Source organism: Streptococcus canis, from assembly GCF_900636575.1.
In the GTDB taxonomy this organism is placed as follows: Bacteria; Bacillota; Bacilli; order Lactobacillales; family Streptococcaceae; genus Streptococcus; species Streptococcus canis.
Window position 1 is genome coordinate 1,748,010 of the sequence record NZ_LR134293.1, and the last position, 18,502, is coordinate 1,766,511.

18 protein-coding genes and 1 CRISPR repeat array are annotated in these 18,502 nt (G+C 40.7%); all 18 genes read right to left on the reverse strand.

The genetic code is table 11. The features are described 5' to 3' along the window. Window positions 1-7: 7 nt before the first annotated feature. Entirely contained in the window at window positions 8-1,792 is a 1,785-nt protein-coding gene (gene uvrC, locus EL097_RS08860; protein ID WP_003048212.1) for an excinuclease ABC subunit UvrC, read from the reverse strand. 189 nt (window positions 1,793-1,981) lie between these two features. Then, window positions 1,982-2,191, reverse strand: a complete 210-nt coding sequence (locus EL097_RS08865; RefSeq protein ID WP_081587266.1) for an HAD family hydrolase — start codon at window positions 2,189-2,191, stop codon at window positions 1,982-1,984. A 22-nt stretch (window positions 2,192-2,213) separates the two neighbouring features. Beyond that, window positions 2,214-3,590 carry an NAD-dependent succinate-semialdehyde dehydrogenase gene (locus tag EL097_RS08870; protein WP_003048209.1) on the reverse strand — a complete coding sequence of 459 codons (1,377 nt, stop codon included), beginning with the start codon at window positions 3,588-3,590 and terminating at the stop codon, window positions 2,214-2,216. Between the two features lie 77 nt (window positions 3,591-3,667). After that, window positions 3,668-4,375, reverse strand: coding sequence for a YjjG family noncanonical pyrimidine nucleotidase (locus tag EL097_RS08875; protein ID WP_003048207.1), 708 nt, complete (start codon window positions 4,373-4,375; stop codon window positions 3,668-3,670). Between the two features lie 15 nt (window positions 4,376-4,390). Further along, window positions 4,391-4,957, reverse strand: coding sequence for a sugar O-acetyltransferase (locus EL097_RS08880; protein ID WP_003048205.1), 567 nt, complete (start codon window positions 4,955-4,957; stop codon window positions 4,391-4,393). 175 nt (window positions 4,958-5,132) lie between these two features. Further along, window positions 5,133-5,639 carry a YkgJ family cysteine cluster protein gene (locus EL097_RS08885; RefSeq protein WP_003048196.1) on the reverse strand — a complete coding sequence of 169 codons (507 nt, stop codon included), beginning with the start codon at window positions 5,637-5,639 and terminating at the stop codon, window positions 5,133-5,135. Between the two features lie 94 nt (window positions 5,640-5,733). Beyond that, window positions 5,734-6,780: an extracellular solute-binding protein gene (locus EL097_RS08890; RefSeq protein ID WP_003048194.1), complete on the reverse strand. Its 1,047-nt coding sequence runs from the start codon at window positions 6,778-6,780 to the stop codon at window positions 5,734-5,736. Further along, the gene (locus tag EL097_RS08895) at window positions 6,777-7,565 is read right to left on the reverse strand and encodes a response regulator transcription factor (protein ID WP_003048192.1); all 789 of its coding nucleotides are present in this window, start codon (window positions 7,563-7,565) and stop codon (window positions 6,777-6,779) included. Before EL097_RS08895 ends, EL097_RS08890 begins: the two co-directional genes overlap by 4 nt. A gap of 3 nt (window positions 7,566-7,568) precedes the next feature. Further along, complete coding sequence (locus tag EL097_RS08900) at window positions 7,569-9,218, reverse strand: sensor histidine kinase (protein ID WP_003048191.1); 1,650 nt, start codon at window positions 9,216-9,218, stop codon at window positions 7,569-7,571. A 136-nt stretch (window positions 9,219-9,354) separates the two neighbouring features. After that, window positions 9,355-10,182, reverse strand: a complete 828-nt coding sequence (locus tag EL097_RS08905; protein ID WP_003048189.1) for a PTS system mannose/fructose/sorbose family transporter subunit IID — start codon at window positions 10,180-10,182, stop codon at window positions 9,355-9,357. Next, window positions 10,179-10,988: a PTS mannose/fructose/sorbose/N-acetylgalactosamine transporter subunit IIC gene (locus EL097_RS08910; protein WP_003048187.1), complete on the reverse strand. Its 810-nt coding sequence runs from the start codon at window positions 10,986-10,988 to the stop codon at window positions 10,179-10,181. Before EL097_RS08910 ends, EL097_RS08905 begins: the two co-directional genes overlap by 4 nt. Before the next feature lie 15 nt (window positions 10,989-11,003). Continuing rightward, window positions 11,004-11,495, reverse strand: a complete 492-nt coding sequence (locus EL097_RS08915; RefSeq protein WP_003048186.1) for a PTS system mannose/fructose/N-acetylgalactosamine-transporter subunit IIB — start codon at window positions 11,493-11,495, stop codon at window positions 11,004-11,006. A gap of 18 nt (window positions 11,496-11,513) precedes the next feature. Beyond that, window positions 11,514-11,939 carry a PTS sugar transporter subunit IIA gene (locus tag EL097_RS08920; protein WP_003048184.1) on the reverse strand — a complete coding sequence of 142 codons (426 nt, stop codon included), beginning with the start codon at window positions 11,937-11,939 and terminating at the stop codon, window positions 11,514-11,516. Between the two features lie 211 nt (window positions 11,940-12,150). Beyond that, a complete protein-coding gene (locus tag EL097_RS08925; RefSeq protein ID WP_003048182.1) occupies window positions 12,151-13,170 on the reverse strand; it encodes a YeiH family protein in 1,020 nt (339 codons plus the stop codon). Window positions 13,171-13,303: 133 nt separating this feature from the next. Further along, complete coding sequence (msrB, locus tag EL097_RS08930; protein WP_003048179.1) at window positions 13,304-13,741, reverse strand: peptide-methionine (R)-S-oxide reductase MsrB; 438 nt, start codon at window positions 13,739-13,741, stop codon at window positions 13,304-13,306. Window positions 13,742-13,915: 174 nt separating this feature from the next. Next, window positions 13,916-15,748 carry a translation elongation factor 4 gene (gene lepA / locus EL097_RS08935; protein WP_003048177.1) on the reverse strand — a complete coding sequence of 611 codons (1,833 nt, stop codon included), beginning with the start codon at window positions 15,746-15,748 and terminating at the stop codon, window positions 13,916-13,918. Window positions 15,749-15,817: 69 nt separating this feature from the next. After that, on the reverse strand, window positions 15,818-16,276 hold the full coding sequence (ndk, locus tag EL097_RS08940) for a nucleoside-diphosphate kinase (protein ID WP_003048175.1): 459 nt from the start codon (window positions 16,274-16,276) through the stop codon (window positions 15,818-15,820). Window positions 16,277-16,667: 391 nt separating this feature from the next. Beyond that, window positions 16,668-17,773, reverse strand: a protein-coding gene (locus EL097_RS08945; RefSeq protein WP_086014927.1) for an IS3 family transposase whose coding sequence is annotated in 2 segments (ribosomal slippage) — window positions 16,668-17,497 and window positions 17,497-17,773 — 1,107 coding nt in all. Because the reading frame shifts where the segments join, the coding sequence is not laid out codon by codon here. Window positions 17,774-17,851: 78 nt separating this feature from the next. Continuing rightward, a CRISPR array of direct repeats spans window positions 17,852-18,283; the repeat unit is 36 nt; unit sequence GTTTTGGGACCATTCAAAACAACATAGCTCTAAAAC. The last annotated feature ends 219 nt before the right edge of the window (window positions 18,284-18,502 follow it).

Consider the following 18,502-nt stretch of genomic DNA (forward strand, 5'->3'; position numbering starts at 1 on the left):
GCTATGATCAACTTTGCTGACTGTCCGTTACGTGCTGATGAATGGCTTGTGCTACCACTCTAGGAATCCCTAAAGTTTGAATTTCATCTGGACTAGCTGCCGCAATGGCAGTCATGGTTTTAAAATGCTTAAGCAGTGCCTGCTTGCGCTTTGGACCGAGTCCTGGAATCTTATCCAATTTCGATGAGAAAGAATTCTTGCTACGTACCTGACGATGAAAGGTAATGGCAAAACGGTGCACCTCATCTTGAATCCGTTGCAAGAGGAAAAATTCTTCTGAATTGCGAGGCAAGGCAACCACCTCAAGAGGATTGCCAAAGAGCAATTCATGGGTTTGGTGCTTATCATTTTTTTGTAAACCTGCGATAGGAATACTGAGACCTAATTGGTTTGCAATCACTTCCCTTGCCACATTGACTTGTCCCTGACCGCCGTCAATAATAATCAAATTAGGGGCGATCAACCCTTCATTTTTGACGCGACTATACCTTCGAAAAAGCACTTCTCTCATGCTAGCATAATCATCTGGGCCCACCACTGTTTTAATCTTAAATTTACGGTAATCTTTCTTACTAGGTTTCCCGTCAACAAAAACAACCATAGCCGCTACGGGGCTTGTCCCTTGAATATTGGAATTATCAAAGGCTTCAATACGCAAAGGCTTGTCAATCCCTAACAAGTGGCCTATATTTTCAATAGCACCGCTAGTTTTCTTAATATCTTTTTCCAACAAATCAAATTTCTGCTGAAGGCTGACGCGGGCATTCTTAGTAGCCAAAGCCACCAGCTGTTTTTTCTCACCTCGTTTGGGTTTGATGATTTGGGTTGGCACAATAGCGGCTACTAATTCTTCATCAATAGCTTCTGGAATGAAGACTTCTTTAGGAATGAAATGCTGTTTATCTTGGTAAAACTGCCCCATATAGGTTAAAAAATCTTCTTCTGCCTCGTTATAGTAGGGAAAAAGGTTGACATCACGCTGAATCAATTTTCCTTGACGGACAAAGAAAACCTGCACGCACATCCAACCTTTGTCAACAAAGTAACCAAAAATATCCCTGTCTTGCAAGTCCTTGCTCATCACTCGCTGCTTGGTGCGCATGGTGGCAATACCTGAAATCAAATCTCGATACTCAGCTGCACGTTCAAATGCCATTTCCTCAGAAGCTGCTAACATTTTTGCACGCAGCCCGTCAATAATTTTATCATCCTTGCCATTCAAAAAGTGTTTGACTTCCTCTACCAGACCGTCCCAATAAGCTTTATCCGTATGGCAAATGGTATGAGCACAGCACTGCCCTAAATGGTAATAAAAACAGACCTTATTGACAGGGTTTTTACATTTCTTAAAGGGAAAAATGCGATCCAGCAATTTTTTCACTTCGTTAGCGGTGTAAGAATCTGGATAGGGCCCAAAATACAGGCCGTCATTTTTCTTAATTTGTCTCGTAATGAGCAGGCGAGGAAAGGTCTCATTGGTGATTTTGATAAAGGGATAAGACTTGTCGTCTTTGAGCTTGATATTATACTTGGGCATGTTTTCTTGAATCAAGTTGATTTCAAGTAAGAGTGCCTCAGTATTTGATTCGGTGACAATAAATTCAAAATCAGCAATCTCAGACACCAATAATGCTGTCTTGGTATCATGGCTACCACGAAAATAAGACCGTACTCGGTTCTTCAAATTCTTAGCCTTGCCTACATAGATAATGGTTCCCGCTTTATCCTTGTGCAAGTAGCAACCAGGGCTATCTGGCAAGAGTTCTAGCTTGTGTTTAATCAGTTCGTTCATGCTACTAGTTTATCAAAAATTTGGGGTTTTGACCTCAAAAAAGAGCCCTAAGGCTCCTTCTTTAAAGTAATCCGTTTTCCATTATGCTAAAAACACCTGAATCATTATTTGACATGGTCAAAGTACCAGCACGTTTCCATTTTCAACGATGTAGGCACTATTTTCGCTGACAATCGTTATTTAGTCAGCCTAGTCTTTGAAAAATCCCTTGATTGGGTCGTATTGATTGCCACTGATGGCAACAAAGCATTTCTCTTGTGCCTGTAAGGATTCAAAAATATGACCAAATCGCTGACAATCATAATCATTAACATCTGTCAAAAAAGTGCTATCCATATCGGTTGCAACAACGTGAATGGCCATAATATCTCCAAAATAATCCCTAAAAGCAAGTACCACGCCATGCTCTTAGGGTTAAAGATTACGATTGATTTGGGGTGTAGATAAGGTGTTCATTCACAAAGGAAGTAAAGCCAAGTTCACTCAATTCACGGCCATAGCCTGAATTTTTAATCCCACCAAATGGAAGCTCTGGAAGACTAGTCCAGCCTGAATTGATAAAGGACATGCCAGTCTCAATCTTAGCAGCCACTGCTTCGGCATGTTCTTGATTGCTACTAAAGATAGTACCTCCAAGACCATAGTTAGAATCATTCGCCACTTCAATCGCTTCTTCTTCAGAAGATACTTTATAAATTTCACCGACTGGGCCAAAGATTTCTTGGTAGTAAACAGGGTTATCTTTTGTGAGGCCAGCAATAATGGTTGGCATGACGAAGTTACCTGGATGGTCAATCGCTTCACCACCGTAAACCAGTTCCGCACCATGATCCAAAGCCAACTTAATTTGGTCAAGAACATCTTCTTTAGCTTGAGCTGATGATAATGGTGCCAACGTTGTTTCTGGGTCCATTGGATCTCCCCATTTGGCTGTCTTGAAGACTTTCGTTAACAAGTCTTTAAAACGGTCATAGTCTTTGTCAAGCACGATAAAACGTTTAGATGAGGTACATACTTGTCCTGCATTGTAAAGACGAGAGAAGTAAAGCACCTTCTCTAATTGATCCCAATCCGCATCATCAAGAATAATAAAAGCATCATCACCCCCCAATTCAAGGGTTGTCTTTTTCAAGTTTTTACCAGCTTCTTCTGCGATGCTAGCGCCTCCACGTTCAGAACCTGTCAAGCAGACACCGACAACACGTTTATCAGCAATAACTTGTGACACTTGGTCATAAGAAATAAACAAATTGGTAAAACTACCTGCTTCGGCACCAGCTTCGAGAACTAATTCTTCAAAAGATTGGGCAGAGCGTGGGCAAATGGAAGCATGTTTCAAGACCATTGGGTTCCCAACAATAAAGTTTGGGGCAAAGACCCTCATGATTTGATAGTAAGGGAAATTCCAAGGTTCAACGGCTAGGATAACACCTGTTGATTGTTTCAAATAGTAAGCCTGACCAGAATCTGTTTCTAGTGGTGTAGACATCAAAAACTCATCTGCCTTATCAGCGTAGTAATCAGCAATATCGGCACAAAGATCTACTTCACCTTGGGCTTCTGTGAACAGTTTTCCCATATCTTTAGTCATGATTTCAGCGTATTTATCTCGGTCACGACGAAGAATAGCAGCCACTTGATGAAGCTGGGCCTTACGGTCTTCTAAATGATCTTCCTGACGCCATTTTTTATAGAGAAGGTGAGCTCTTTCAAGAACATCTGCCACACCTTGGTCGGTCATGTTATCGAATGCATGAAGGACTTCGTTTGTATAAGGATAAATTGTTTGATAAGCCATCACATATAGCCTCCTTTTCTTAATACTTTTAGTCTATCAGAAATTGAAATCGATTTCAAAAAATGACTACGCTATTTTTAAAGGCTATTGTCTGTTGCTCCCCTAATACAGTTCAGCAGGGCTTGATAATCTGACGCTTCATAGGTAGGGTGACTAGGGCTGTTATTTAGGAGGTGCTTTGGGTTGTACCATAGGGTATCCATGCCAGCATTAATTCCCCCTTGAACATCGGCCGATAAACTGTCTCCAATCATCAAAGCTCGGTCGGGTTGATAATGAGGAATCTGTTGAATCATCCAATCATAGAAAGTCTTGTTAGGTTTTTGACTACCTGATTGCTCCGAAATAAAAACTGCTTTGAAGTAAGGCCCTAAACCAGACGCTTCCAATCGACCTTGTTGAATCCTTGCAATGCCATTAGTTGCCGCATAAAGGTTATAGCCTTGGACAGTTAACTCCGCTAACAGTTCTTTAGCGCCATCATAAACTTGCCCTTGATCTTTTAAATGCTGTTGATAAGCTTCTGCTAACTGCCTACCATCAACCGTCACTCCAAAATGGGCAAATAGCAGAGCAAAGCGAGAATAAACCAAATCAGCTTTACTAATATCCCCACGTTCCAACTGTTTCCATAAGTTCTGATTCATCGGCTTATAGTAGTCCTTATAAGCCTTAATATCAGTAACTTGGCACTCTTCTAACAACTTGGTCAAAGCAAGCTCTTCTGCCGCATCAAAATCAAGTAAGGTATGGTCAAGGTCGAAAAAAAGAAATTTGTAATGCACTTCTTGCCTCGCTTTCTACTCCTGCTCGATTTCCCTTACAACTTGACAAGGGACACCTGCTGCTAAAGAATTGGCTGGAATATCATGAGTGACAACTGATCCTGAAGCAATTACACAGCCACTGCCAATGGTAACGCTAGGCATGACATTGACATTAGCACCAAACCAGACATTATCTCCTATGGTAATTGGTAAAGCTTTTTCAAGACCTTCATTACGACGTTTATAATCTAGAGGGTGGTTTGCCGTGTAAAAACCTGTCGAAGGACCTACAAAGACATTATCTCCCAAGGTAATCTTCGCCCCATCCATGAAATAGCAATTACTGTTAACAAAGCAATTCTTCCCAAAAGTAATGTTCTTACCATAGTCACAGATGAAAGGGCTGAGCAGGACCAAGCCATCAAAAGACTGTCCAAAAAGTTGGCTTAAAAGGGCTGAGCGTTCTTCTTCTCGACTAGGTTTTAATTGGTTTAAATCGAAACAGAGATCTTGTGCTACCATGCGTTTTTGAATCAGTTCCGAATCAAAATTAGCATCATACCATTCGCCTCTAGTCATTTTGTCAAATTCTGTAGTCATAAGGGCTCCTTTTGAGGGTGTTGTGTTTGAGTTGACATGCCTTAATCCACTTATCGTTTAAAAGTTTTTAACAAAGATTAAGAATTGTCACCTCTTTAGGCAATTTAGAGAAAGAGATTTTTTGTCAAAAGTGATAATAAATACACTTTCTACTACAAGAACATCTTTTTCTAATCTAAGAACGGGCTAAACGTTTGCTTAACCGCTCGACAAACTCGTAGGCGGCTGGACAAATCAAGGTGTTCTTGAGGGTGAGGTAATTAATCTGGTAGATTTTTTTGCGGTCTGTGTGAGGAAATTCTCGGCAGGCTTTTGGTCTGACATCATAAATGCTACAAAGGTTATCGCCCCCTAAAAAAGGACAAGGGAGGGACTGGAAAACCTTATCACCATCCTCATCCACGCGTAAGTAAGTCTTTTCAAAAGTCGCTAATGTCATTTGAAATAGTTTAGCAATTTTGACAATATCGGTCTCTGTCAAATCAGGTCCAAGGTCTTTGCAACAGTTAGCACAGGCAGTACAATCAATCCCTTGAAAAACCTCCTGATGAATGGCTTGGACAATTTTGTCTAGATGTTTAGGTGGTTTTTTCTTTAAAGCTGCTAAAAACTTTCGGTGTTCAGCCTGCCTTTGCAAAGCAAGCTGGTGATACTTTTCAATATCAATGGTTTTTGGTGGCATAATCTTTACTTTCTTAACTGAAGATGATTCTTATTATAACATAGAAAAAAGGTCTTAGGACCTTTTTCAAATTGACAACCTCATGCTTTTAGCCCTACTTAGCTTTTTCCAACCGTTGACGCAACTGGTTGTACGTGGCCACTATTTTTTTCTTGTGCTTAGTAACATAAGCATAATCTTCTTTCAAAGTGGCTATCGTTTCTAAGGCTTTCATGTCGTGACTGGTTTGGGCATCTTGACGAATGGGTCGGTTACTGGTTGATTGGCCAAAGGCATTTTGCACATCACGTGATAACATAAAATTAATAAAAAGCTTGGCCTCTGTCAGATTTGGCGCATCTTTGATAATAGCAACAGATGAAGGCACAAACACCGTTCCTTCTTTCGGATAAACAATGGAAACATTGGCACCACTTTTTTGCAGATTGATACAAGGATCTTCGTAGGTGAGTCCAACAATCATCTTGCCTTCAGCGACAGATTGATAGACTTCTGAAGAACTCGTGGCTCTAATAGAATTCATATTGACCAACAAGCGCTTCATATAAGCCCAAGCGTCAGCATTTGTATACCCTCCCTTAGCTAATAATATATTGGTCAGTTGTGAGAAAGCGCTTGATGAACTGTTGGGATCAGCAAAAGCAATCTTCCCTTTTAAGGCCAGCTGAAGCAAGTCCTCATAACTAGTAATGGTAAGGCCCTGTGCTAATTCATTATTAACAATCAGTACACTGCCATTAATGGTGTAAGGTGTGGCACGGTGGCTGGGTAATTGGTAGTCCGAAATAACGGTGGCCACTTGAGGGGAAACATAGGATTCAAACAAGTCTTTATGACTTTCAAACTGTGTGTAGTTTCCACCAAAGAAAATATCTGCCTTTAACTGCTTATTTTTTTGACGCAATTGGTCAATTAATTGACCTGTCCCTCCTTGAATCAACCTAACCTTAATGCCATATTTTTCTTCAAAAGCTGGAATGGTGCTTGTTAAAATTGTCTGGCTGTTCGGGCTCAAAATCACTAGTTCCTTAGGCATCTGTTGCTTTGAAGACAACGTCTTTAGCGCCAACGCTCCACCACTCAGAGCCAGTATAACAAGACACAATAGACTGATAAGATACTTCCCTTTAAGCTTTGTCATGACATACTCCCATCTGTATCTTTAGTCAAATGTTCCTCTTTAAAAGCTTTCACCGTCTGACCCAGATATTTTTTAAAGACCCTATCAAAATAGCGGTAGTCATAAATACCAACGGCTTCTGCAATCTGATAAACCATTAAATCTGGTTCTTTTTGCATCAGTTGAATCGCTTGATTAATGCGGTACTGGTTAATGTAGTCGCTCAAGGTCATCTGGAGGTGTTTCTTGATGTTTTGGTAGAGGTAACTCTCGCTATAGCCCAAATCGTGAGCCAGTTGGCTGGTCGTAATCTTCTCTTGAAAATGAGCATGTACCCAGTCCAACATGTCCTTCACAACGTCAGGAATCTGGTCATTGACTTTGGGAAGAGGAAGATAATGGGTAGTGGTATCGCCTTGCAAACGCGCCTCCTTTTGCTTTTCTATTTTGGCCATAACACTTTGGAGGCTTTTCCACAGAGCGGCTTTTTCGACAGGCTTTGCCAGAAATTCCAGAACCCCATAATGAATGGCTGACCTTGCATTTGGAAAATCGGCATAGCCAGATAGAATAATTTTGGCATAAAACTGCTCCTTGGTCGCTTCAAACATATCAAAAGCCGTCATAATCGGCATGTTAATATCCGTTAAGACAATATCAGGGTGACACTCTTTAATTAAAGCTGCTCCGGCTTGGCCATCTTTTGCCTCACCAACCACTAAAATATCCAGAGCCTTGTAATCAATGGCGTAGCGCAGCCATTTTCGAATAATATGTTCATCTTCAATAATCACTAATTTATACATGGACTACTCCTTTACCTGATAACTAACAGTAAACTGATTATCCCCTTGGGTAAACTCCAATAACACCGCTGAAAAATGATGTTTGAGCCGGCGATAAGAATTAATCAAACCGTGATGCGATTCTTCCTCTTCTAGTTTCTCTCGAATAGCTCCTTGGTTTTGAGGAGTAATTCCAGACCCATTATCACTCACCGAAAAGACAATTTGGTCAGCCTGTCGGTGACAAGAAATATGAATCGTGACATCGTGACGTTCTTTCAAGCCGTATTTGATAGCATTTTCAATCAAGGGCAGTAAAAATAATTTAGGTACTGATAAGGTTTCAAGATCTGGTTCAATCTGAATACTGTACTGCAATTCTTCAAACCGCACCTGATTAATCACCAAATAGGACTCAATGACATCTAAATCATCTTTGAGCAGGACAGGTTTAGCGGAATCGGTTAGGCTATACCGTAATAATCTAGTCAGTTGAATCACGATTTTTTCTGTTAAAGTAGGGTCATAATGACTCGTGATTAAAATCGTTTCTAGCGTATTATAGAGAAAATGGGGATTAAACTGAGCCTCCAGCATGCGCTTTTCAAATACTAACTTTTGAGTTTCCAAGTCTAAAGTTTTGTCGTGCAGTTCCTGCAACCGCTCTACCATTTGGTTGATTTGATCGGACAAGTATTGGAATTCATCTTGACTGTCGAGGTCAATTCGGCTTTTTTCTTGACGGGAGATGGCAGTCATGTCTTTGACCATTTGGCTAATGGCTATCGAATTGTTAGCCGCAATGCGGTTGGCCAAGGCATTGGATTTGTGTTGTAAAATCACAAAAATAATGACCGATGACATCAGGGAAAATAAAATAACCGAGGCGATGGGAATCAAGGGTCTATACATGTAAAGCCAAAGGCCACCCTGCAAAGAGACTTTTCTCACAATAAAGGCACGGTTGTCCTGAAAGACAAAATAATCTTGTAATAACTGACTAGTGACCTTGTCCAAGCTGGACCTTATAAAATCACGATTGGTAAAGGTAAACGTATTGTCTAACTGATCAGCAATCACCAAATCTGAAGTCAGGGTTTTCGTTGGATGAAGAAAATCTTTCCCATCCATGACCAAAAAAGCATATCCCTTTAACTTAGCTTGACCTCTTAGTGGTTTAATCAACATCAGGTAGTGACCATCTTCATTATCCATCGCAATTTTAAAAAAAGCTTTTTTTCCCTTAGCTGTCGCTAAAACTTCTTGAATATAAACAGACTTACTAAAAAAATGGCCTAAATGGGGATTACTGGCAAATAAGAGGTCTTGTTTGGGAGAAAATATCAAGAGGTCTGATGAGGTTTGGCTATTGTGCCGAAGGTGGAAATAGTGTTTGCTCAAATCAGCAGTGCTAAGGCTGGCATTTAGAAAAGGCACAAGACTATTCTTCTCCAACTCCTCCAGTAAATCAGCTTGTTTGGTTATCAATTGATGGTAACGATTAGCACTAACAGTCACATCACGATAGAGACCTATTTGTTGAGGAGCTAATGAAAAGATGATAAAAAGACCAATCAAAATCACCGATAAGATGAGTGATTGGTAAGAAAAATGACGAGAAATGTCATTTTGTAATCGTTTTTTGAAGTTTTCTTCCACTTGATTACCTCTCAATTTTGTCTCCTTTCATTATAACAAATTCCTATAAGCATCTCTTTTGTTTTTCAAAAGTTTACCTGTAACCCTCAAATGAAAAAAGATAAGCAAAACAAGAAGACTTGTCTTACTTACCTTTGTTGCTAGGAGATTATTAGCAAATACCTAAAAGCCCAAGAATAATTCCAAGGAACATGATACCAAACATAATCCAGTTGATATTCACTTTCTTACGTAAAAGCCAGAAAGCCGCTAAAGTGACCATCAATGGCACAATACCAATAAATAATTGATCAAGGTAATCTTGAATGGAGGCTGCTTCCTTAGCGCCTTTAGCAGCAACGGTAAGAATGGTTTTGAACTTCACATTTGAGGCTGTCATTGACCCAACCATCATCAACCCAAGCATGCTTGAGGTTTTAGTGACGATTTTAATGCCACCAGATTCGTAAAGTTTTTTGATAAAACCAGCACCCACAGAATAACCGCCGTAAAGGCTATAATAGTGAATCATAAAGGCAGGAATATTGTACAAGAGTAAGAAAACGACCGCCCCCATAGCTGAACCTGTACTTGCCAAAGAAATCCCAATTCCTGCAGCAATAACACGAAGAATTCCCCAGAAGAAGGAATCTCCTACACCAGAAATTGGTCCCATTAAGGAAGCCTTTACCGCCGTGATGGCACTAGCATCAAAGGTCGGATCTTCACTGTTTTTCTTTTCCATTGATGCCACAAGACCCATGATAAAGTTATTGATGTGCATGGTAGCATTGAACCATGTGGTATGTCTAACAAGTGCTTCTGCCTTGTCTTTATCTGTCTTGTAAAAATGATTGATAACAGGTAATAAGGTGTAAATCACACCAACAGCATGATACTGGGTAGCACCTGTACGGCTGGCATTCATCGTCCATGAGCGCCAGAAGACTGAGCGCAACATTTTGCGTTCTTCTCTGGTCAAATTTTCTTGTGATGTCATGCGAAGAAATCCTCCTCTTCTGATTCTTTTGAGTCAAAGCTTGTTTGATTGCTAAATGCTCCTTTAGTAATGGTATCTAATTCCAAATCACGTTGGGAACTAATCACACAAATAACAGCTCCAAGTGCAGCTACCGCTACAGCTGGCAATTTCAGATAAGCTGTCAACACAAAGCCCAGTAGGTAAAAGACAGCTAATTTGTTGGTCCACAATAATTTCATCAGCATAGCAAAACCAACGGCTGGCAAGAGGCCACCTGCAGCGCTCAGTCCATTCATGAGGTTTTGTGGAATGTGATCCACAAAGGCATTCACCGGACCGCTTCCAACCAAAATACCAATAAAGGAAATGGAGGCAATAATCAAGTAATAAATGATCCAAGTACCGTAGTGAAGCATCACTAGCTTCCCTTGATGATTAGCCGCAGCAGCTTTATCAACCATCGGAGCAAAAATATTCATAAAGACATTCTTCAAGAACATGACCACAAAGGCCGCTAACATTCCGATTGGAACAGCTAGGGTCATGGCTGCCTTTTGGTCAATATGGGAAATAATGGTAAAAGTTGTCGCCATAGCGGTTGCTGTTACAGGCTCTGCTGCAATGACACCACCGATATTAACATTTCCTAGGAAGAGAGCTTCTAGAGATGCTCCCATCAAAATCCCTACCTTTATGTCTCCCAATAGAAGACCAGTAACCAATCCAACCACCAAAGGTCTTTCCATCATGCTTTGACCGGTTAAATAATTGCCCCCAAAACAAATCAATACAGCTAGTGCTGCCATTGTTGCTGGTACTAACATATTTTTTACCTCTCTTTATTTGACTAATTGGCTCAAATGAACCTTGGTATTAGATGGTAACACCTGATTAAACACATCAAGTTCAGGTAAACTGGCTAATTCTTTTGCGGCAGCCAATTCTTCTGGATTTAGCAAAAGACTTGGTGCCACCTTAACCTTGCTTGCCGGGTCTGATTTATCAAAGCGCCCCACATTAGCGACGTTAACAGCTTCTAAATCTGGCACTTCTTTAGCGATCGCACAGGCATCCTTGACAGAATTGACAATAACAAAAATCCGTTTGTCTTTGGCGCGTGGATCATTAAAGAGCTTAATAGATTCTTCAACTGAGCGAATCAATAACTTCATGCCGCTTGGTACTGCCATTTTTAAAGTCATTTGTGTGATTTCATTTTTAGCAGCCTCATCATTAGCCACCACCAAAAGAGGGGCATTCAACTCTTTGGTCCAGACAACGGCTACTTGACCATGAATCAAGCGATCATCAACACGAATTTGGGTAATCATTTTTCTTCCTCCTAGATATTAATCAAAAAAGTCATCTTCTGAATCTGTGGCTGGACTGAGGTCAACCAACTGTACTTGCGACTCGTTGATAACGGTTACAATTTGGTCTTTAGTAAGTGCCTCATCAGGGTTTAAAAACACAAGTGATAACAAGGTTGCGAGATTACTATTTGTGATTAAAAAGATATTATCTTTACCACTAGCCATTACAGCTGTTACCATTTTCTGATTCACACTGCCACCTAATAAGTCGGTAAAAATCAGTCCCTGTTCATCTGCTGCCACCCCAGCGACAAAGTCGTCAATCTGGCTAGTATAGTCACTATCATCAACATAAGCATCAATGATTTCAAGTGCCTGTCCCATACCTGCTAAAATGTCAATGGAACTCTGCAGACCACTGGCTAGCTTGCCATGGCTACCAATGAGAAATTTCCGTTTCATTCCTATCCTCCTCCTTTAACAAAAATCACGGTTTAGGTGAAGATTGCTGATCTCAACCAATTAGTTTTATCGAATTGGTCTAACGATAGCTTTATTCTACCAAATGAAAACGTTTTTAAAATGCACTATTCTCTTTAAAATGTAGATAATTCTACACAAAATGGTAAAAATGACAAAAAAGAAACCAGTCAAACTGATTTCTTTTGATCATTTACCACATGCCTAAACACAGCTGCATGCTAAGACTAATAATGGTGATAGCCACCCAGCAAATAGCTCCTAAAAGGATAGCCTGACCACCCGTTTTGATTAATTTAACCACATCCGTATTTAAACCAATCGCTGCCATGGCCATGACAATAAAGAATTTGGATAATTCTTTGAGGTAATGGAAAATGTCAGCCGAAACCCCAAAACTGGTCAGCAGCGTTGTGATGAGAGAAGCTAATAAAAAGAAAAGGATAAAACTAGGGAAAGACTTTCTAAGGCTAAAGCCTTCTTCCGTGACGGCTTCGTGTTCTTGTTTAGCTCGGTAAAGAGATAACCCCAAAGTAATTGGAATAATAGCCAAAGTCCGTGTCAACTTGACAATGGTTGCCCCGTCTAGTGTATTGGAATGATGAATGGCATCCCAGGCTGTTGCTGTCGCGGTTACCGAAGAAGTATCATTGACCGCTGTACCAGCAAAAATAGCAAAACCTTCATTGGATAAGCCTAGTAATTGCCCTAAACTTGGAAATAGCAAGGCTGCTAAAATATTAAAGAGAAAAATAACAGAGATGGCTTTTGCAATCTCATCATCTTTGGCCTTGATAACAGGTGCTGTCGCTGCAATAGCAGACCCCCCACAAATGGAAGAACCAACGCCAACCAAGGTAGCTGTATTGACATCTAAGCGCAGCCATTTCTGTAAACCGTAAGCCACCAAAAGAGCTGTCGCAATAGTTGACATAATAATGGGTAAGGACTGCATGCCCACTGCCACGACCTGAGTTAGGTTTAAGCCAAAACCAAGCAAGACCACTGCCATCTGCAAAATGTACTTGGAGGTGAAAGTAATCCCCTCTTTAGTCTTGTCTCGGTTTCGATAAAACAAGGCCAGCAACATTCCTAAAAGAATAGCAAAAACAGGAGCTCCAATAATGGGAAATAAGTGTCCTAGGTACCAGGCCAAAAGGGCTAAAAGTAAGCAAAGTAAAAGGCCTGGAAGTTTTTTTAAATTGGTTGACATATTAACCTCCTTTTCCATTATTTATTATAGACCTTTTAAAGACGCTTGTAAAACTGGATTTTAAAGATGGTTCCTCCAGTTCTCCCTTATTAGCAATGACTTCCCGACTATCTTCAGTCATTTTAAAAACCTGTTAATTCTCATCAAACAATGTGAGCCATTGGGCATAGCCTTCTTTGTCCATCTGGTCATAAGGAATGAATTTAAGGGCTGCTGAATTGATACAGTAACGTAGGCCTCCAGCTTCTTGAGGGCCGTCACTAAAGACATGCCCCAAATGCGATCCCGCTTCTCGACTTTTGACTTCAACCCGTCTCATCCCATAAGAAGAGTCATCGTGGTTTGTCACCATACGGTTGTCAATAGGTTTTGAAAAGGCAGGCCAACCACAGCCCGAATTAAATTTATCCAGTGATGAAAACAAGACCTCGCCACTGACAATATCGACATAAATGCCTTTCTCAAAAAAGTCATCATATTTTCCTGTAAAAGGACGTTCTGTCGCCGCATGTTGGGTCACCTCATAAGAAAGGTCACCAATCCGTTTTTTCAAATCATCTTTTGTCTCCATGACAAACTCCTTTCAGGTGTGTTAATGCTTTCATTCTACCAAAAAAACGACAATCTTTTGAACCATTTGTTTAGAATGTGTCATACAATGCTCTGACTGACAACCTATCTTGCCTGGCACAGCCACAATTGACCAAAAAAGCCAGATAAACCATCTGACTTTTTCCAAAAATCATTATTTTTTGGCATCGTCATCCATTGAGAGAACACTCAAGAAAGCTTCTTGAGGGACTTCTACCGAACCAATCGATTTCATGCGTTTTTTACCAGCTTTTTGTTTTTCGAGCAATTTACGCTTACGAGACACGTCACCACCGTAGCACTTAGCCAAAACGTTTTTACGCAGGGCCTTAATATCTGAACGAGCAACAATTTTTTGACCGATAGCTGCTTGAATAGGCACTTCAAATTGCTGACGTGGAATAATTTTTTTCAATTTCTCAACAATAATTTTCCCGCGTTCATAAGCGAATTCTTTATGGACAATAAAGCTGAGCGCATCAACTTTATCCCCATTCAGAAGAATATCCATTTTGACCAGTTGTGACTTGCGGTATTCTGAAATTTCATAATCAAAGCTAGCATAGCCCCGTGTAGATGATTTCAATTTATCAAAGAAATCAAACACAATTTCAGCCAGCGGAATTTGGTAAATCACATTGACACGGTTATCATCAATGTAATCCATCGTCACAAAATCACCACGCTTGCGCTGCGATAATTCCATAACAGCCCCAACGAACTCTTGTGGCACCATGATTTGCGCTTTAACATAAGGTTCTTCAATAGAAGCTACCCGCGTTGGATTAGGAAATTCTGAGGGATTAGACACTTCAATCATGTCCCCATCAGTTGTGTGAACGTGATACACCACGGACGGTGCCGTCATGATTAAATCAATGTTAAACTCACGCTCCAAACGTTCTTGAATCACGTCCATATGAAGCAAGCCCAAGAAACCACACCGGAAACCAAAGCCAAGTGCCTGTGACGTTTCTGGTTCAAACTGTAAACTGGCATCATTAAGCTGTAATTTTTCAAGCGCTTCACGCAAGTCATTGTATTTATTTGATTCGATCGGATAAATCCCTGCAAAGACCATTGGATTCATTTGTTTGTAGCCATGCAAGGCTTCCTTAGCGGGGTTATTAGCTAAAGTCACCGTATCACCCACACGAGTATCCGCTACCGTTTTAATGGAGGCCGCAACATAACCAACATCTCCCGTTGCAAGGAAATCTCGTCCAACTGCCTTAGGGGTGAAAATGCCAACCTCTGTGACATCAAAGGTTTTTCCATTAGACATCATTTGGATTTTATCACCAGGCTTAACAATACCATTCACAATCCGCACTTGTAGGATAACTCCTCGGTAAGCATCGTAAACAGAGTCAAAAATCAAGGCTTGCAAAGGCGCATCCACATCACCAGTAGGGGCAGGAACCTTTTCAACAATTTGCTCAAGAATCTCTTCGATCCCAATACCAGCCTTGGCCGATGCCAGAACAGCCTCAGAAGCATCAAGCCCAATCACATCTTCCACTTCATGGCGAACCCGTTCAGGATCAGCAGCAGGCAAGTCAATTTTATTGATAACAGGTAAAATTTCCAAATCATTGTCGAGGGCTAGGTAAACATTGGCCAATGTCTGCGCTTCAATTCCCTGCGCCGCATCAACCACCAGAATCGCTCCCTCGCAAGCTGCCAACGAACGAGATACCTCATAAGTAAAGTCCACATGTCCAGGGGTGTCAATAAGATGGAAAATGTAAGTTTGCCCATCCTTAGCTGTATAGTTAAGCTCAATGGCGTTTAACTTGATGGTAATCCCACGCTCGCGCTCCAAATCCATAGAGTCCAATAACTGGGCCTGCATTTCACGAGAGGAAACAGTTTCTGTCTTTTCCAAAATGCGATCAGCGAGAGTAGATTTGCCATGGTCAATATGTGCAATAATGGAGAAATTACGAATCTTCTCCTGACGTTTCTTTAAATCTTGACTGTTCATTCTATTTTCCTATACATTTAGTCTTTCCCTCTATTATAGCAAAAAAGACAAGCCTTTGCCTATCTTTTCTTACTGATTATCTTGTGAAAGACTAGCAGAGCTCTCAAATTTATCTTGGTTAAACCAAAGGGCAATCTCACGCTTAGCAGAATCTAGAGAATCAGACCCATGAACCACGTTAAAAATGCCACCATCATCACCAGGAGCCTGAGCAAAATCACCTCGAATAGTGCCAGGAAGAGCATCTTTGGGATTAGTTACCCCCATCATGGTTCGCCAAGACGAAACCACCCGATTCCCAGAAAGTACCCCAATTAAAACAGGGCCACTGGTCATGTAAGCTTCCAACTCAGGATAAAATGGCTTCGCAACCAAGGCCTCATAATGCTTAACCAAGAGTTCCGAGCTAGCTTGCCGCAACTCCAAGCGTTCAAATGTAAACCCTCGCCGCTCAATACGTCGCAAAATCTCCCCAACTAACCCTCGTTTCACCCCATCAGGCTTAATCATAAAAAATGTTTGTTCCATCGCTCCACTCTCTTTCTCCTTTTGACTATTATAACATGAAAACATTTTAATAGAAAGAAGCGAAGATCAACAACAAGCGGTATTATCTGTTTTGGGACCATTCAAAACAACATAGCTCTAAAACTCTATCTGATGAGCGTAAACTTTGAGTGTGAGTTTTGGGACCATTCAAAACAACATAGCTCTAAAACGGATAGCCTTCAGGTCGGTGGCCCCGCTCGGTTTTGGGACCATTCAAAACAACATAGCTCTAAAACGAATGATCTTACCATTGAAAAAAATATTGAGTTTTGGGACCATTCAAAACAACATAGCTCTAAAACTTCGGAAGTACAAAGGTAAATTGTGAAAAGGCAACACTTTTCTGTACAGATTTTATAAAGTGCTTTTTCTAAACGACTAAACGTTTGGTCATCGGTGTTTGGTAGTTGAGGCAGCTGTGAATGCGGTGGTGATTCCACCAGTGGACATAGTCCTTAGTTTTGAGGGCCAATTCTTCTAGCGTCTGGAAAGTTTCCTGGTGGACAAATTCCATTTTGAAAGCACGATAGGTACTTTCAGCAACGGCATTGTCGTAAGGACAACCTGCTTGACTAAGAGAGCGGGTGATTCCGAAGGCCTCCAACATGTCATCAATCAAAGTATTATCAAACTCCTTCCCACGATCTGACTGGAATATCTTGACTTTGGTCAGAGCGTAAGGGATGCTCTGAATCGCTTGTTTGACCAATTCGGGGGTCTTGTGCCAACCAACTGACAGACCGATGATTTCACGATTGAAGAGGTCAATAATCAAGCAAACATAAGCCCAACCATTACCGACACGAACGTAGGTTAAGTCTGACACTAAAGCTTTTAGAGGCTTTTCTTGATGAAATTGTCTGGCTAAGTGATTAGGAATAGCTGCCTCATTCTTCCCTTTTGAATATGGCTTGAAGGCTGCTTTCTGGTAAACGGATACTAAGTTGAGTCTGTGCATGATGCGACGAATCCGACGACGAGACAGCTGGATGCCTTCATTTTTCAAACATTTCTTGATTTTCCTAGCCCCGTATCTGGCCTTACTTTCGAGAAAAATAGCTTTGATTTTTTCTTCAAGCTCGGTATCAGATACGGATTCCACAGCTTTGTAGTAATAGCTAGAACGAGGAATACCCAACCACCGACACATGGCTGAAATACTATATTTGTCTTTGTTAGCAGTGATTACTTCTCTTTTCGTGCCATAATCACCGCCGCTTGCTTTAGGATATCTAGCTGCATTTCGAGTTCTTTATTACGCTTTCGGAGTTCCATCAGCTCACGCTGCTCATCTGTAAGATTATCAATAGTTTTAAAGGAACCAGTTGTTTTTGCCTGACGTACCCACTTATCGAAGGTTGATGGGGTTAACTCATATTCTTTGATAAGCTCACTTCGTTTCATCCCTGCATTGTGAAGGTCAACGATTTGTTGCTTAAAGTCGTCGGCGAAGTGGCGACGTATTTTTCTAGACATAATATTCTCCTATTTTCTTTAGTGTAGAACACTTTATAAGACTGTCTAGTTTAGTGTAACCTATTCATTGATTGTCAAGTTTTGGGACCATTCAAAACAACATAGCTCTAAAACTCTAGCCCTAGCGCTACAAAACCTGTAGTCGTTTTGGGACCATTCAAAACAACATAGCTCTAAAACATTCACTCATTGACATCTTTCTTTCTTCTAGTTTTGGGACCATTCAAAACAACATAGCTCTAAAACTTATATATATCCATTAAAAAAGATGGATACGTTTTGGGACCATTCAAAACAACATAGCTCTAAAACGCTTGTCGATGATTACATCAAAATTTTTGAGTTTTGGGACCATTCAAAACAACATAGCTCTAAAACGCCAACAATGTTGTCAGCGGTACTGCTATCGTTTTGGGACCATTCAAAACAACATAGCTCTAAAACGCTGTCCTTGCGTTTTTAAATTCACAGACCGTTTTGGGACCATTCAAAACAACATAGCTCTAAAACCTCGTAGACTATTTTCGTCCACAATTTTTCGTAATCGCACTATTTGTCTTAGCTAGACTTTAGTCTTAAACAGTCCTTTTCATAGCTCCATTATACGCCAAAAAACCTATAGAATCAACTTCCCTTCTTATCCCAGCACGACAAACGCATGAAACCTTCTTTTCTCCTTTGTTCTGTCGCCTTACAATTTTTTATGTGCCCAATTTGTAAAATTAAATT